This is a genomic window from Parapusillimonas granuli, assembly GCF_013416525.1.
In the GTDB taxonomy this organism is placed as follows: Bacteria; Pseudomonadota; Gammaproteobacteria; order Burkholderiales; family Burkholderiaceae_B; genus Parapusillimonas; species Parapusillimonas granuli.
On sequence record NZ_JACCEM010000003.1, the window covers coordinates 250,131 to 264,287 of the forward strand.

A 14,157-nucleotide genomic window follows, 5' to 3' on the forward strand; every position below is an offset into this window, starting at 1 on the left:
GAGGAGAATTCCATGTACAAGAAGCTGGCCGCCGCTCTGGCCATTCTGACCTGTTCCGTCCAGGCTTACGCGCAATCGGGAACGAGCTGGCCGGAGCACCCGGTGCGCATCATCGTTCCGTTCACCGCCGGTTCGTTCACCGATACGGCGGCGCGGGCCATGAGCCGCGAACTCAGCACCCAGTTCGGCCAGCAATTCGTGGTGGAGAACCGGGGCGGCGCCGGGAGCACCATCGGCACCGACGTCGTGGCCAAGGCGGCGGCGGACGGCTACACCTTCATGGTGACCGACAACTCATTCGCCGTGTCCGCGGCGCTCTACAAGACATTGCCCTACGACCCCAAGAAGGACATCGTCCAAGTCGCCCAGCTTGCCGAGGCGCCGGCGGTTCTGGTGGGAAGCACGGCTTTGCCCGCAAAAGACTTGAAGTCGGTGATCGCCGCCGCCAAAGCCCAGCCTGAATCGATGACCTTCGGGTCGGGCGGCCTGGGATCGTCGGCGCATCTGGCCATGGAGGCCTTCCTGCTGGATGCCGGCGCCAAGCTGGTGCACGTACCCTACAAAGGCATCGCCGCCGCCATGCTGGACGTGGTCGCGGGGCGCGTCGACATCGCCATCGGCAGCGTCGGGTCCACCGTCCAGTACATCAAGGACAAGCGCGTGCAAGGCCTCGCCTTGAGCGGCAAGAAGCGCCATCCCATGTTTCCGGAGGTTCCCACGTTCGCGGAGGCCGGCTATCCCGACTACGGGGTCATGTACTGGTTCGGGGTCATGGCGCCCGCGGGCGTGCCGGATGCCATCCTGGAAAAGCTTCAGGGCGGCATCGTCAAAGCCACGCAGTCGGCGGAATTGCGCAAGGTGTTCGAAGGGGCGGGCGTGGCGCCCGAGGCCACGGGCAGGCGGGAATTCACTCAGCGCGTCGCGGCGGAAACCGCGCTCTGGGCGGATGTCATCAAGCGAGCGAATGTGAAGGTGGATTGATGATGGCTTGGGAACAGAATCGCATTTCAAGAACCATGCGGGAAGGGGGCCTGGTGCTCTGCATGGGGATCAGGCAGGCGCGCACGCCCGACATCGCTCCGATGGCGGCGGCCTGCGGGTTCGACAGCATCTATCTCGACATGGAGCACAGCCCCATCGAATTCGACGCCGTTTCGTCCATATGCATCGCCGCCCTGGGCTGCGGCATCACGCCTTTGGTCCGGGTTCCGGACCATGCCGCACAGCATGTCTCGCGCGCCCTGGACGGCGGCGCGCAGGGCGTCATCGTGCCGCACGTCTCGACGGCGGAACAGGCGCGCGCGCTGGTGGCGGCTTCCAAGTATCCGCCGCTGGGCCATCGCTCCGTCATGGGCAGCGGGCCCGCCCTTGCATACGCCTCCAGGCCGCTGGCGGAAGTGATCGAGACGGGCAACCGCGAATCCCTGCTGATCGCCATGCTCGAAACGCCCGAGGGCATCGCCAACGCAAGCGCCATCGCGGCGGTGCCGGGCATAGACATGCTGCTGATCGGGTCCAATGATCTTTGCACGGAAATGGGCATACCCGGCCAGCTGAGGCACCCCCGCCTGCGCGAGGCATACGCGCAGGCCGCGAACGCCTGTCGCGAGCATGGCAAGTTTCTCGGGATCGGGGGCATACGATCCGACCTGGCGCTGCAAAGCGACCTGTTCGCGATGGGCGCGCGCATGATCATCGCCGGCAGCGACGTCACCTACCTGATGCAGGCGGCCGGCAAGGACGCCGAACAATTGCGCCGGGCGGCCGCGGAACTCGACAAGGAAGCGAACGATGCACGATAGCGATGGCAAGCCGGCTTTCACTGCGCCGCCCAAAGCCTGCGACAGCCATTTCCATGTATTCGGCCCCGCCGGCCAATATGGCTACGGCACCGAGCTGCGCTACGATCCTCCGCATGCGCCGCTCGAAGACTACCTGGAGCTGGCCCGCCGCCTGGGCCTGACCCGGTTCGTGTTCGTGCAGCCCAGCGCCTATGGGCGAGACAACCGCTGCATGCTCGACGCGATGAAGCAGATGGCGCTGCCGTGCCGGGGCATCGTCGACGTCGATGAAAACGAATCCGACGCCACGCTGGGCGCGCTGGACGCGACGGGCGTGTGCGGTGTCCGCATCAACGTCCGCCCCATCATGCCGGCGCAGCCGGGCTTCGGCGCCACCCTGGCGCCCCGCATCGAGCGCTTGGCCGCGCGCTGCGCCGAACTCGGCTGGCACCTGGACTTCCTGTTGCCCGACTGGCTGACGATAGAGCTGCTGCCCGTGCTGCGCGCCTTGCGCCTGCCGTATTCGATTGCCCACCTGGGGATGCAAAAGGCGCGCGACGGCGCCGATGCGGCGGGCTTCCGGCAGGTGCTCGACCTGGCGCGGAACGGCAACTGCTATCTGAAGATCACCGGCATCTACCGCATCTCGACCGCGCCGGGGTTCAGCGACGTGGCGCCCATGGTGCATGCGGCGCTGGACGCCGCGCCCGATCGCCTGATCTGGGGCAGCGACTACCCGCATCTGTCCTTCGGCGAAAACAGCTCCGTCGAGCTGTTCAATCTGCTGGGCGCATGGGTGCCGGATCCCGCCATGCGCCAAAGGATTCTGTCGGACAACCCGGCGCGGCTGTATCGATTCTGAAGGAAAAGCGCCGGCCCTTCCGGGCTGGCTGCTCGGGGCGCGGCCTCAGGACAGGATGGCTTTCGCGATGGTGTTGCGCTGGATCTCGCTGGTGCCGGTGACGATGCGGTAGAGCCGCAGGCGCCGGAAGATGAATTCGACGGGATGGTTCTTGGTGACGCCCACATTGCCATGGATCTGCATGGCCTTGTCCGCGATCTCGAAGCATTTTTCGGACACGAAAAGCTTGCACATCGACGCCTCTTTGCGGATGTCTCGCCCCGCATCCGCCTGGCGCGCCGCGGCGGCCACCATGCTGGTGCAGGCGTACAGGCCCGTCGCCATGTCGGCGAGCATGTGCTGGATGGCCTGGAAGCGGCTGATCGGCCCGCCGAATTGCCGGCGCTTGCCGGCATAGTCTATGGCCATGCCGTAGGCTTGGCGCGCAAGCCCGATCATGGTCGGGCAATGCAGCAGGCGGTTCACGCTGATCCGGCCCATGGCCGTCTTGAACCCCCGGCCTTCCTCGCCCAGGAGATTGGACCGGGGCACGCGCACGTTGTCGAAATGGATGTCCGCATCCACATGCTGTCCGGTCATGGGCAGGCAGTCATAGCTCAGGGTGACGCCGGGGCGGTCCAGCTCCACCAGGATCGCCGAGATCCCGTCCGTTCCCTTGTCCGGGTCGGTCACGCACATGACGATCGCAAAATCGGCGAAGGGGGATGCGCTGATATAGTGTTTGCAGCCATTGATGACGTAGTCGTCTCCGTCGGCGACCGCGCGCGTGCCGATGCTGCCCGCGTCCGATCCCGACTGCGGTTCCGTCATGGCGAAGCACGTGCCTTTTTCGCCGCGGATGACGGGCAGGATGAAGCGCTCCATCTGGTCGGCCGTGGCGTGCTTCACCAGGCTGCCGATGCGCGACGGCCCGCCCCAGTCGCCCAGCACATGCGGAAAGAGGATGGCGCCCGAGGCGGCCGCGTCGTCCTTCAGCACGCAAAGATCCTCGACCGACATGCCCATGCCGCCCAGTTCGGACGGCACTTGCAGGCCATAAAGCCCCAGTTCGCGCGAGCGACGCCATATTTGCCTTACCGTCTCCTTCGAGAACCGGTCCTCGTAGGTGAAGCCGTTGGCGCGTTCGTAGGGAATGAGCTCTTCGGTAAGATAGCGCTGCAGAACGGCTCGAATCTGATTCAGCGGCGGTGTCGTTTGAGGGGCGTGCATGGTGGAATCCATTCCTTCTATGATCGAAAGGCAATGTTGCCACCGCCGCGCAGCGATCAGGATTATTCCGTGGCGGATTTCAATAACCCAGGGGAATGCAATGCGGCTCGAGGACTTGAATTACTTTCTTGCGGTGGCCGATACCGGCCACATGGGGCGCGCGTCCGAACGGTTGGGGCAGACCCAGCCGGCGCTCACCAAAGGCATACAAAGACTGGAGCGCGAACTGGGTTTGCAACTGTTCGAGCGCACGCCGAAAGGCATGGTGCTGACGGCGGTGGGCCGGGCGTTCTTCGATCGGGCGAACCAGGTCCAGCTGGCGCTGGATGAGGCCGTGCGCGAGGCTCAGGACCTGCATTTTGGAACCATAGGGCTGCTTCGGGTCGGCGTGCCGTCGATCTATACCGATTACTTCGCGCGTACCTTCGAGTCGCTGCTGCGCCAAAGGCCGGCGGCGCGCGTGCAGGTTTCCATGGGCTTGAACGATTACCTGTTCTCGGCCCTGAGGCTGGGCGATCTGGACCTTTGCATCAGCGGCCAGCATGCCCTGCAGTACGACGAATTCGAGCAGGAGCCGCTGTTCCAGGACGATCTGTACATCGTGGCGCGGGAAGGCCACCCCCTGTTTTTTCACCCCAAGCTGCGGTTTGCCTGCCTGGAGGGCGCTTCGTGGATTCTGCCGCGCGACCAGATCGTGGCGCGCCGCTGGGTGGACGCGCGTTTCATCGAGCACGGCCTGGCCGCGCCCAATGTGGTGGTGGAATCCAATTCGTCCAGCACGGCGCTGATCCGCATGGTCTACAGCACCGATCTGCTCACGGTGGCCACCGAGTCCTGGCTGAACCGTCCGGAAAGCAAGGGCTTGCGGGCGATTCCCCTGGACGAGGCCCGATGGAAGCGGGTGGTCGGCATCACGACCCGGAAGGGCGCCTACCTGTCGCCGCTGGTCCTGAGGTTCATCGAGCTGCTGCGCGAGCACAAGCCGCTGGGTTCTCCCGCCACCCGCTGATGGGCGCCGGCGCGCGCTCCCGCCCGCCGGCGCATCGGAATCAGACGACCATGCGCTCATGTCCCGCCCAGTAAGGATCCTTCAAGGCCTTGCGGGATATCTTTCCATTGGCGTTCTTGGGCAGCTCGCCGAGAATGTCGATGGAGCGCGGCTTCTTGAAGTCGGCCAGCAGGGCTTTGCAGTGGGCGGCCAGGCCGGCTTCGTCCGCCTGGGCGCCGGGCTTGAGCACGACGGCCGCTTTCACGGATTCGCCCCATATTTCGTCGGGGATGCCGAAGACGCAGGCTTCATAGACGGCCGGGTGCTGGTACAGCGCCTGCTCGACCTCGGTGGGATAGACGTTGAAGCCGCCGGAAATGATCATGTCTTTCTTGCGGTCGACGATATAGATATAGCCTTCGTCGTCCATGCGGGCCAGGTCGCCGGTATGGCACCACCCGGCACGCAAGGCCTGCTTGCTCAGCTCCGGCTCGCGCCAGTACCCGGCGAAGACGTCCGGACCCCGCACCGTGATCTCGCCGACTTCCCCCGGGGGCACGGGCCGGCCTTCGTCGTCGCGCAGCACCACTTCCGTTTCGCCGAAGGCGCGCCCGCAGGACATCAGGCGTTCCGGGCGGCCTTCGATCGCGGCGCGGTGGTCTTGCGAGGTGAGCATGATCATGCCGCCGGTCGTTTCGCCCGCGCCGTAGCCTTGGCACAGTATGGGGCCGAGGGCGTGCCAGGCCTCGCGGACGCGGGCCGGCGCCATCGGGGCGCCCCCGTAGGAAAGCTGGCGCAGCGAGCCAAGGTCATATTTCCTCAGGGACGGCAGGGCCACCACCATGTTCACCATCGTCGGCACCATGAAGGTGAATGCGGCGCGATGCTCTTGTATGGAGGCCAGAAAGGCGTCCGGCTCGAAACGCTCGTGCAGCAGGATGGTGCCGCCCTGAAACAGGAAGGGCTGCATGAACATTCCGCTGGCGTGCGTGATCGGCCCGGCCAGGGCCAGGACTTCGCCGGGATCCGCCCGCATCCTGCCCATGGCCACCTTGCGCAGGGAGGCGAGGCGGTTTCCCACGGTCTGCATCGCAGCCTTGAGCTTGCCCGTGGACCCGGAGGTGAAATGCAGCACGGCCAGGTCGTCGGCCCGCATGTCCCGGTCCACGGGGGCGTCGGACGCCTTGCCGAGCAGCGCCTCGTATTCGCTCTCCCGGCCGAAGCCGCCGCCGATGGACAGTATGGCCTCCAGGCTGGGCATGTCTTGGGCAAGCGCCATGGCGGCATCCCGGTGCGACTCGTCGACCAGCAGGATCCGCGCCTCGGCGTTGTTGACGGTGTCGCACAATTCGGCGGAAGAAAGCCGCGCGTTCAGCCCGACCCTGACCAGGCCGGCCTTGTACAAGGCGCACTCGAGTTCGATGATCTCCGGCCGGTTCCATGCCTGGATGGCGACACGGTCCCCGGTATTCAGGCCCATGCCCAGCAGGGCATTCGCCAAGCGGTTCGACCGCGCCTCGAGCGCCTGGAAACTGATGCGGTGTTGACCGAAGATGATCGCCGGCTTGTCGGCCCAGTAACGGGCGGCGCGACTGATGAAACGTCCCTGATTCATGAACATAGACCTCGCAGTAAAGGAAGCCCTATGGTGAATGGCTGGGCGCGTTTGCTGTATAACGGGCCGGTCGCTTTCTATAACGCTGCGTCATGGGCGGATGGAAAGGGGGCGGGCTCATGCTTTTGAGTTATCGCATCCACCGCTTGGGTAATCGGCCCGCTGGAAGCGGCGGGCTATAAAGTCTCCACTCGGTGTCACCCGCATACGCCGACGAAAGAATTCCATATGACAGGAGATTCCAGTGAAGCCCCTAATGTTCATCATCCGTCTCGCCGCCGCGGCCGTGTCCGTGGCGGCCATATCCTCCCAGGCTGCGGCGCAGGCGGAATATCCGGCCCGCCCCATCACCCTGGTCGTGCCGTTCAGCGCGGGAGGGCAATTCGATTTCCTGGGGCGCTTGGTCGCATCTTCGATGAGTAAAAACCTGGGCCAGGAAATCATCGTCGAGAACGTCAGCGGCGGCGGGGGCAACGTGGGAGGCGCCAAGGTCGCCAACGCGAAGCCCGATGGATACACGCTGCTTCAGTACGGCGGCAACCTTGCGATTGCCAAGGAGCTGACCAGCAACCTCGCCTATGACCCCGTGGGCAGCTTCATCCCCGTCGCGCCCATCAGCATTGCGCCCCATGTGGTGCTGATGAACAACAGCCTGCCCGTGAAGGATTTCAAGGACTTGGTGAACTACGCCAAGGCGCATCCGGATCGGATCAACTATGCGACGCCCGGCGTGGGCACGTCCATGCATCTGACCTTCGAGGAAATCCGGGAGCTCTTCGATTTTCCCGCCACGCATATTCCCTATCGCGGCGGCAGCAATGCCTTGAACGACCTGGCCAGCGGGCAGGTGCAGCTGGGCATCGTGGCCGTGGCGCCGGCGCTGCCGTTCATCCAGTCGGGGAAAATCCGCGCCCTTGCCGTGACCGGCGAAAGCCGCGCCCCGTCGCTTCCCGACGTGCCCACCATATCCGAACTGGGCCACCAAGGCTTCAGCAGCGGCAGCTGGGCGGGCATCGCCGTGCCGAAAGGCACGCCCCAGGCGATCGTGGATCGCCTGGCCAAAGCGGTGAGTGCCGCGATCAACGATCCCCAGGTCAGCAAACGCCTGGAGGAGCTGTCGTTCACGCCGCTGCAAGGCGCGTCGGCGGATCTGAAGGCCCGCATCGATGACGAGGCGCGGCGATACGGGCCGATCATTGCGAAGCTGGGTTTGAAGAACTGACCGCTGCGGCCGGCGGCCATTGTTGCGCGGCATGGAGCACTCGCAAGATACGCACAACGAAAGGGTCTTCTGAGTACACAATGACGTAGTTTGCCCACACGACCAGTTCCCGTGTTCCGAGGATACGGCCAGGGCGGTAAAGCTTGGGGTATTCGGACAGCTTTGCGGTCTTGGCCTCTATGTCGTCTTTTAGACGTTGCGCGGCATCCGGGTTGTCGTCGGAGATGTAATCGACAATCGCCAGCAGGTCGGCGCGGGCCAGTTCGGTCCATTCAAGTTCTGGCACGGCGCTTTCGCTCTATCAGTGCCTGCGCTTCGTCCATAACCTGCCGATGCGGTATGTCCGGTTGAGTGTTTGCCAACGCGTCGCGAACCTTCGCAGCGAACCATGCGTCGTGCGCCTCCGGATCGAGAGTCAGGCCTGCGGGCAGGCCGCCTTCCTTGGCCACGCGGGTCAGCAGGATGCGTACGGCATCCGAGACGGATAAACCGAAATTGGCCAGTTTCTCGGCGGCGTCGGCCTTGAGCTTGGCGTCTACACGAACGTGCAGCATAGATGACTGAGCGGCCATCGTCGTTTCTCCTGAAGTGGGTTTTGGCTTCCATTGTGTATCTCAAACGAGATACGCGCAAGAGCTGCCGTCCATGCGGCGTCCTGCGCACGTGCCAAACAGCACGCTAGCCTTCTCGGTGCCGCATGACCCCGCCAATGAACTCCCGCACCGCTTCAGCGTATTCCGGGCTGCGGCTGGCGCCCGAGTGCGACGCGGCCTCGATCTTGGCCAGCGCCTGCCTGCCGCCTTCGCGCTGGCCGGCGGCTTCATACAGGGCGTCGCTCATGGCGGGGGGCACCACGCTGTCGGCGGTGCCGTGTATGAACAGGATAGGCTGGCGTACCCGGCGGATGCTCGACAGCGAGTCGAAAGGCTGGGTGATGATCCAATGCAGGCCGGGGATGTCGCGCCATCGGCTGGCGGCGATCATGTCGCGGATGCTGGTGAAGGTGGATTCGAGTATCAGCCCGGCGAAGCTGTCCGGCTCCGCATCGGCGGCCAGCGCCACGGCCACCGCGCCGCCCAGGCTGTGCCCGTAGACGAAGCGGCGTGCGGGGTCCGGCTGGCGGCGTGCCAGTTCACGCAGCGCGATCCGGGCGTCCTGCACGGCGCTGGCCTGCGACGGAAGCAGCGGGGTCGATTCGCCGAAGCCACGATAATCGATGGCCAGCATCGAATATCCCATGTCGGCCCAGCGTTCCATGCGAAAGACGCTGCTGTTCAGGTTCCAGCGGGATCCATGCAGGTACAGCACGGTGGGCGCGTCGGCTGCGGGCCCGGGCAGGTACCAGGCGCGCACGGTCTGGCCGGCGGCCAGCGGCAGGTCGAAGATTTCGGTGCCGGCCAGGGGTTCGCGCGCCCAGCGGGCTTCGCCGAGTTCGATCGAAAAAATCGCGCCGCGCTGCCAGCGGTCCAGCCAGACGTAGGCCGCTGCGCCCGCCGCGAGCAGCAAGGCCATGATGGCGGCGAGGAGTGCGTGGCGGCTCGGTCGCATGGCGCAATCCCATGAGCGTCAGAAGCGTATTTCGACCGATGCCGCGCTGCGCCGGGCGGGGCCGTGATAGACGGCTTCGATGTTGTTGCCGTCGGGATCCAGGACGAAAGCGGCGTAGTAGCCGGGATGGTATTCGCGATAGCCCGGCGCGCCGTTGTCGGTGCCGCCGCTTTCCAGCGCGGCGCGATGGAAGGCGTCGACCATTTCCGTGCTGTCGGCCTGGAAGGCGAGATGATGCCGGCCGGTCAGGTGGCCTTGCGCGGCGGGGCTGTCGACGGCGCTGACGAAGAGTTCGTCCACCCAGAAGTAGCCGTCGCCTGCGCCGCCCATGGGGATGCGCAGGACGCCGATGATCGATTCATAGAAGGCCTGGCTTTTGGCCAGGTCTTTGACGACCAACTGGATGTGGTCGATCAGCCGTCCGCGGTGCAGTGCCTGAGCTTCCATCGAGTGCCTCTCTTCGAGTGATCAGGCTGTCAGGATACTTCAATCGGCGCCGGTTTTTCGGCTGCGTTTGTATCAAACTCAAACGCTCGCCGCGCACAGCCGACGCGCCGGGCAAGGCCGGATTCAGGGCAGGTTCTCGCTGAGCACGATGCTGATCTGCATGGGCTCGACGCCCGCCATGGCTTCGCGCCCTTCGCGCAGGTTCGCGAAGATGCGCACGCTGTTCAGCACGGTGGAATGCATGTTCTGGTTCAGGATCGCGTCCAGCGATCCGTCCACCAGCAGCGCGCGGGTGTCGGGCGTCAGGCCGTGGCCGATGAACACGGTGCTTTGGTCGCGCCCGGCCTCCTTCAACGCCCGCGCGACGCCGTCCGACGCGCCCCCTATGTTGTAGATGCCGACCAGGTCGCGGTACTGGTCCAGCAGCTGCCGAGTTTGCCGGTAGTTGGTTTCCGCGTCGTCGTGGCCTTCGCGCAGGCCCACGACCTGCAGCGCAGGGAATTTCTCCTCCAGTATGTGCTGGAAACCCATTTCGCGCTCTTCGTGGCCGCGGTAGTGGCGGCTGCCGGCGATCATCGCGACTTTGCCGGGGCGCGGGCCGATGAAGCGGCCGAGCAGCAGGCCGGCGCTGCGGCCCGCGGCCCGGTTGTCCAGCCCGACGTAGGCCGCGCGGCGCGAGCTGGACAAGTCGGAGATGAGCGTCAGCGTGTGCACGTTTTTCTCGGCCAGCGTATTGACGGCTTCGCGCACCAGAGGGTGTTCCAGCGCCATGAACGCAATGCCGTCGGCCCGTTTGCCTTCGCGCAGCAGGCTGTCGACCAGGGCCTGGGGGTTGAAGCCTTCTATGTAGCGGCAGCGGCACTGGACGTTGAACGGTTCCAGTTGCTCGCGCGCGATCTCGACGTAATCGCCCAGCATGTTCAGGAAGCGATTGGTGCCGGCGGGCAACAGGAAGGTCAGCCGCATGGGCTGGGGGCGCAAGGCCTTGTACAGGTCGTTCTGCGGCAGATAGCCCAGGTCGGCGGCGGCCTTGAGCACGGTCTGGATCGTGGCCGGCCTGACCCCCGGACGATGGTTCAGCACGCGATCGACCGTGGCGGTCGAGACCCCGGAACGCGCCGCGACGTCGGCGATGCCCGCGCGCCTGAGCCTGGACGCGCCGCGCCCGTCGCCTGTTCTATTCGTATTGCTTGTTGGCACAGTGAGAACCGTTGGAAAGAGTCGGCCGGCTCCGCCCACACGCCGGCCGGCACACGATGATTGATAATTTATTTACATCAAAACAAATCACTGCATTCCTCGCGCATTCAGTATCTCAGAGAATTATCCAGTTGTCACTTCGAGATATGGCCTGGGCTCTTCCAATATAAACATCAAAAACCATCATTTTTCTTGCTGGACAAATTCCCGGCGCCGCAGCTACCATGCCCCTACAAGTCAATGAAAAACGCATGGGCAGGGAGACAACATGACGACAGCCGCCGGCAAGCGTGGCGCATCGGTCGGCCGGGTTCGGGGCGCAGGGTTCTTTGTGGCCATGCCGGGCGGCGCGCGATGATCTACGAGTTCGACTTTTCCAGTGTGGTGGCGGAATGGCCGCAGTTCCTAGAAGGGGCCTGGATCACCATACAGCTTTCTTTTCCAGCCACCTTGGCGGGCTTGTGCCTGGGCATACTGTGCGCCATTGGCCGGCGCAGCCCGCGCCGGTGGCTGTCCAAGGCTTGCGGCGCCTATGTCGAGATCATCCGGAACACGCCGCTGCTGGTCCAGATCTTCCTGGTGTTCTTCGGGCTGGCCAGCCTGGGCTGGAAGGTGTCCGCCTTCGGGGCGGCGCTCGTGTCCCTGATCATCAACGTGGCCGCCTACACCTGCGAAATCGTCCGCGCCGGCATGGATTCCATCAACGAGGGGCAGATCGAAGCGGCGGAATGCCTGGGCCTCAGCAAGGCGCAAGTGTATTGGCACGTCGTCCTGTGGCCCGCCATGGAAAAAGTCTATCCGGCGCTCACCAGCCAGTTCGTGCTGCTGATGCTGGCGTCGTCCATCGCTTCGCAAATATCGGTCGAAGAACTGACCGCCATCGCCAGCCGGGTCCAGGCGGACACCTTCCGGCCCTTCGAGGCGTACATCCTGGTGGCGGTGGCTTATCTGGCGCTGTCCCTGCTCATGCGCATCGCATTGTGGGCGTTCGGGCAGATGGTGTTCGCGCGGCGGCGCAAGCTTGCGAGGTAAGCCATGGTAGCCGGCGGATTTTCCCTGGAGCATCTTTATTTCCTGCTGAACGGCGCGGTCTGGACGGTGTGCCTGTCCTTGATCTCCTTCCTGGGCGGCGGCCTGGCGGGCGGCCTGGTCGCGCTGTGCCGCATCAGCCCGCTGCGGCCCTTGCGCTGGGTGTCGTATGCCTATGTGCAGATCATACAAGGCACGCCCTTGCTGGTATTGCTCTTCGTATCGTATTTCGGCCTGAGCATCGCAGGGTTGAAGCTGTCGGGCCTGACCGCCGCCAGCGTATCGATGATCGTGTATGTCAGCGCCTACCTGGGCGAGATATGGCGGGGCTGCATCGAGTCCGTGGCCAAGACCCAATGGGAGGCCGCGGAATGCCTGGCGCTCACGCGGGTGCAGCGCCTGCGCCTGGTCATACTGCCGCAGGCCGTGCGGATCGCAACGCCGCCCACGGTCGGGTTCATGGTGCAGATCGTGAAGAACACGTCGCTGGCTTCCATCGTCGGTTTCGTCGAACTCGTCCGGGCGGGGCAGCTGATCAACAACTCGATTTTCCAGCCTTTCCTGATCTATCTCCTCATCGCCGCCATTTATTTTGCGATGTGCTATCCGCTGTCCGCCTGGAGCCGGAAGCTCGAAGGGCGCCTGCAGTACGGCGCGCGTCCGCAGCCCAGCACATGACATGAAAGGAAAAGAAATGTCGATCGTGGTCGAACTCAACGATGTCCATAAAAGCTTCGGCTCCAACGCCGTCCTGAAGGGCGTGTCCTTTTCGGTGCCCAAGGGCCAGGTCGTGGCGATCATCGGCAAGAGCGGCTCCGGAAAGAGCACCGCGCTGCGCTGCATCGATCGCCTCGAAATCATAGACAAAGGCCATATCGAGGTCTGCGGCCATCGGGTCAGCGACCCGGGAATCGAATTGCGGCGGCTGCGCATGGACGTCGGCATCGTGTTCCAGAGCTACAACCTCTTTCCGCATCTCACGGTCGAGCAGAACGTGATGCTCGCGCCGCGCGCGGTCAAGAAGAAAAGCAAGGACGAGGCCCGGGAGCTGAGCCATCGCACGCTCAGCCAGGTCGGCCTGCTGGACAAGGCCCAGGCCTATCCGGAGCAGCTGTCCGGCGGGCAGCAGCAGCGGGTGGCGATCGCGCGGTCCCTCGCCATGGAGCCCAAGGTCATGCTGTTCGACGAGGTGACCTCGGCGCTCGACCCGCAGCTCACGGGCGAGGTTCTGCGCGTCATCGAACAGCTCGCCTCCGAGGGCATGACCATGGTCCTGGTCACCCACGAAATGGAGTTCGCCGCAAGGGTGGCCGACACCATTATTTTCATGCACGAAGGCAAGGTCTGGGAGACGGGGCCCGGATCCATGCTGAAGAACCCGCAAACGCCCGAGCTGAAGGAATTCATGGCGTACGGGCTTTGATCCCCCCCGTCATCCACGGAGACAACTATGAAACTGAAGAAAGCACTGTATTTCACCGCCATGGCGGCCTGCCTGGGCGTCTTTTCCGGCGCCGCCTCGGCGGACGCCCTGTCCGACATCCGCGCGGCCAACAAGATACGGGTGGGCATCGACCTGGGCGCGCCGTTCTACGGCTACATCGACGAAAAGATGCAGCCGGTGGGGTCGGACGTCGAGGCGGCGAAACTGCTCGCCAAGGACCTGGGCGTCGAGCTGGAAATCGTCCAGACGACCAATTCGGCCCGCATTCCCAATCTTTTGTCGAACAAGGCCGACCTGATCATCTCGTCGTTGTCCATCACGCCGGAACGCGCCAAGGCCGTCGACTTTTCCATCCCCTACGGCGCGATCCAGGCCGCGGTCGGCGCGCCCAAGAGCCTGGCGATCAAGGGCATGGACGACCTGAACGGCAAGGCGGTGGCGGTCACGCGCGGCGGGCCGCAAGACAAGCTGGTGTCGGAAGGCGCGCCGGGCGCCAAGGTGGTCCGTTTCGACGACGAAGCGGCCTCGATCACCGCCGCGGCCACCGGGCAGACCGATATCGTGGCCATCACGCCGCCCATCATCCACGCCATCGGCAAGCGCAATCCGGCCCGCGAATTCGAAGTCAAGTTCGTCATTCAGTCGTATCGCCTGGGCATCGCCATGCGCAAGAACGAACCGGCGCTCAAGGAATGGGTGAATGGCTGGATACGCACCAACCTGAAGAACGGGAAGCTGAATGAAATCCATCTGAAGTATGCCGGTGTGCCGATTCCGGACGAAATCATCAGCGGCGCCAACTAGTATCTGCG

At 64.5% G+C, this 14,157-nt stretch carries 16 protein-coding genes; 9 read left to right on the forward strand and 7 right to left on the reverse strand.

Annotation, left to right across the window (positions count from 1 at the left end; translation table 11 throughout):
* Positions 1-12: 12 nt before the first annotated feature.
* From H0A72_RS06425 to H0A72_RS06435, 3 genes are read left to right on the forward strand one after another with little or no spacing between them, the layout of a single operon-like run.
* The gene (locus H0A72_RS06425) at positions 13-981 is read left to right on the forward strand and encodes a Bug family tripartite tricarboxylate transporter substrate binding protein (RefSeq protein ID WP_180154242.1); all 969 of its coding nucleotides are present in this window, start codon (positions 13-15) and stop codon (positions 979-981) included.
* A complete protein-coding gene (locus H0A72_RS06430; protein WP_180154243.1) occupies positions 981-1,802 on the forward strand; it encodes an HpcH/HpaI aldolase family protein in 822 nt (273 codons plus the stop codon). Before H0A72_RS06425 ends, H0A72_RS06430 begins: the two co-directional genes overlap by 1 nt.
* Positions 1,792-2,643, forward strand: coding sequence for an amidohydrolase family protein (locus H0A72_RS06435; protein WP_180154244.1), 852 nt, complete (start codon positions 1,792-1,794; stop codon positions 2,641-2,643). The genes H0A72_RS06430 and H0A72_RS06435 overlap by 11 nt, the downstream gene beginning before the upstream one ends.
* Positions 2,644-2,688: 45 nt before the next feature.
* Here the strand turns inward: H0A72_RS06435 and H0A72_RS06440 are convergent, their stop codons facing one another.
* Positions 2,689-3,852 carry an acyl-CoA dehydrogenase family protein gene (locus tag H0A72_RS06440; protein WP_180154245.1) on the reverse strand — a complete coding sequence of 388 codons (1,164 nt, stop codon included), beginning with the start codon at positions 3,850-3,852 and terminating at the stop codon, positions 2,689-2,691.
* Between the two features lie 100 nt (positions 3,853-3,952).
* Here H0A72_RS06440 and H0A72_RS06445 point away from each other — a divergent pair, with 100 nt between their 5' ends.
* On the forward strand, positions 3,953-4,861 hold the full coding sequence (locus tag H0A72_RS06445; protein WP_180154246.1) for a LysR family transcriptional regulator: 909 nt from the start codon (positions 3,953-3,955) through the stop codon (positions 4,859-4,861).
* Between the two features lie 40 nt (positions 4,862-4,901).
* On the opposite strand, the gene H0A72_RS06450 is transcribed toward H0A72_RS06445, so the two are convergent.
* On the reverse strand, positions 4,902-6,455 hold the full coding sequence (locus tag H0A72_RS06450) for an AMP-binding protein (protein ID WP_180154247.1): 1,554 nt from the start codon (positions 6,453-6,455) through the stop codon (positions 4,902-4,904).
* A gap of 244 nt (positions 6,456-6,699) precedes the next feature.
* Between H0A72_RS06450 and H0A72_RS06455 the strand changes: the two genes are divergently transcribed.
* Entirely contained in the window at positions 6,700-7,677 is a 978-nt protein-coding gene (locus H0A72_RS06455) for a tripartite tricarboxylate transporter substrate-binding protein (RefSeq protein ID WP_180154248.1), read from the forward strand.
* Here H0A72_RS06455 and H0A72_RS06460 read toward each other — a convergent pair.
* The 5 genes from H0A72_RS06460 to H0A72_RS06480 all read right to left on the reverse strand — a co-directional run bounded on the left by H0A72_RS06460 (position 7,649) and on the right by H0A72_RS06480 (position 10,872).
* Complete coding sequence (locus tag H0A72_RS06460; protein ID WP_180154249.1) at positions 7,649-7,963, reverse strand: type II toxin-antitoxin system mRNA interferase toxin, RelE/StbE family; 315 nt, start codon at positions 7,961-7,963, stop codon at positions 7,649-7,651. The two genes, H0A72_RS06455 and H0A72_RS06460, sit on opposite strands and share 29 nt — an antisense overlap.
* The gene (locus H0A72_RS06465; RefSeq protein ID WP_180154250.1) at positions 7,950-8,249 is read right to left on the reverse strand and encodes a type II toxin-antitoxin system RelB/DinJ family antitoxin; all 300 of its coding nucleotides are present in this window, start codon (positions 8,247-8,249) and stop codon (positions 7,950-7,952) included. The genes H0A72_RS06460 and H0A72_RS06465 overlap by 14 nt, the downstream gene beginning before the upstream one ends.
* 106 nt (positions 8,250-8,355) lie before the next feature.
* Positions 8,356-9,225 (reverse strand): alpha/beta hydrolase, encoded by an 870-nt coding sequence (locus H0A72_RS06470; protein WP_180154251.1) that lies wholly within the window; start codon positions 9,223-9,225, stop codon positions 8,356-8,358.
* A gap of 18 nt (positions 9,226-9,243) precedes the next feature.
* Complete coding sequence (locus H0A72_RS06475) at positions 9,244-9,672, reverse strand: VOC family protein (RefSeq protein ID WP_180154252.1); 429 nt, start codon at positions 9,670-9,672, stop codon at positions 9,244-9,246.
* Between the two features lie 123 nt (positions 9,673-9,795).
* Complete coding sequence (locus H0A72_RS06480; protein WP_180154253.1) at positions 9,796-10,872, reverse strand: substrate-binding domain-containing protein; 1,077 nt, start codon at positions 10,870-10,872, stop codon at positions 9,796-9,798.
* A gap of 354 nt (positions 10,873-11,226) precedes the next feature.
* Between H0A72_RS06480 and H0A72_RS06485 the strand changes: the two genes are divergently transcribed.
* Genes H0A72_RS06485 through H0A72_RS06500 form a run of 4 tightly spaced genes read left to right on the forward strand, consistent with a single transcriptional unit; the run spans position 11,227 to position 14,149 of the window.
* Complete coding sequence (locus H0A72_RS06485; protein ID WP_180154254.1) at positions 11,227-11,904, forward strand: amino acid ABC transporter permease; 678 nt, start codon at positions 11,227-11,229, stop codon at positions 11,902-11,904.
* 3 nt (positions 11,905-11,907) lie between these two features.
* Positions 11,908-12,579 (forward strand): amino acid ABC transporter permease, encoded by a 672-nt coding sequence (locus tag H0A72_RS06490; protein ID WP_180154255.1) that lies wholly within the window; start codon positions 11,908-11,910, stop codon positions 12,577-12,579.
* Positions 12,580-12,595: 16 nt separating this feature from the next.
* Positions 12,596-13,324, forward strand: coding sequence for an amino acid ABC transporter ATP-binding protein (locus H0A72_RS06495; protein WP_281389266.1), 729 nt, complete (start codon positions 12,596-12,598; stop codon positions 13,322-13,324).
* Positions 13,325-13,351: 27 nt separating this feature from the next.
* Positions 13,352-14,149 (forward strand): transporter substrate-binding domain-containing protein, encoded by a 798-nt coding sequence (locus tag H0A72_RS06500; protein ID WP_180154257.1) that lies wholly within the window; start codon positions 13,352-13,354, stop codon positions 14,147-14,149.
* The last annotated feature ends 8 nt before the right edge of the window (positions 14,150-14,157 follow it).

What these genes read in the sequence shown, in the direction of transcription:
- H0A72_RS06470 (WP_180154251.1), bottom strand. Translation starts at nt 9,225, where the DNA reads ATGCGACCGAGCCGCCACGCACTCCTCGCCGCCATCATGGCCTTGCTG.
- H0A72_RS06445 (WP_180154246.1), top strand. Translation starts at nt 3,953, where the DNA reads ATGCGGCTCGAGGACTTGAATTACTTTCTTGCGGTGGCCGATACCGGC.
- H0A72_RS06465 (WP_180154250.1), bottom strand. Translation starts at nt 8,249, where the DNA reads ATGGCCGCTCAGTCATCTATGCTGCACGTTCGTGTAGACGCCAAGCTC.
- H0A72_RS06425 (WP_180154242.1), top strand. Translation starts at nt 13, where the DNA reads ATGTACAAGAAGCTGGCCGCCGCTCTGGCCATTCTGACCTGTTCCGTC.
- H0A72_RS06475 (WP_180154252.1), bottom strand. Translation starts at nt 9,672, where the DNA reads ATGGAAGCTCAGGCACTGCACCGCGGACGGCTGATCGACCACATCCAG.
- H0A72_RS06435 (WP_180154244.1), top strand. Translation starts at nt 1,792, where the DNA reads ATGCACGATAGCGATGGCAAGCCGGCTTTCACTGCGCCGCCCAAAGCC.
- H0A72_RS06430 (WP_180154243.1), top strand. Translation starts at nt 981, where the DNA reads ATGATGGCTTGGGAACAGAATCGCATTTCAAGAACCATGCGGGAAGGG.
- H0A72_RS06485 (WP_180154254.1), top strand. Translation starts at nt 11,227, where the DNA reads ATGATCTACGAGTTCGACTTTTCCAGTGTGGTGGCGGAATGGCCGCAG.
- H0A72_RS06495 (WP_281389266.1), top strand. Translation starts at nt 12,596, where the DNA reads ATGTCGATCGTGGTCGAACTCAACGATGTCCATAAAAGCTTCGGCTCC.
- H0A72_RS06450 (WP_180154247.1), bottom strand. Translation starts at nt 6,455, where the DNA reads ATGAATCAGGGACGTTTCATCAGTCGCGCCGCCCGTTACTGGGCCGAC.
- H0A72_RS06490 (WP_180154255.1), top strand. Translation starts at nt 11,908, where the DNA reads ATGGTAGCCGGCGGATTTTCCCTGGAGCATCTTTATTTCCTGCTGAAC.
- H0A72_RS06440 (WP_180154245.1), bottom strand. Translation starts at nt 3,852, where the DNA reads ATGCACGCCCCTCAAACGACACCGCCGCTGAATCAGATTCGAGCCGTT.
- H0A72_RS06500 (WP_180154257.1), top strand. Translation starts at nt 13,352, where the DNA reads ATGAAACTGAAGAAAGCACTGTATTTCACCGCCATGGCGGCCTGCCTG.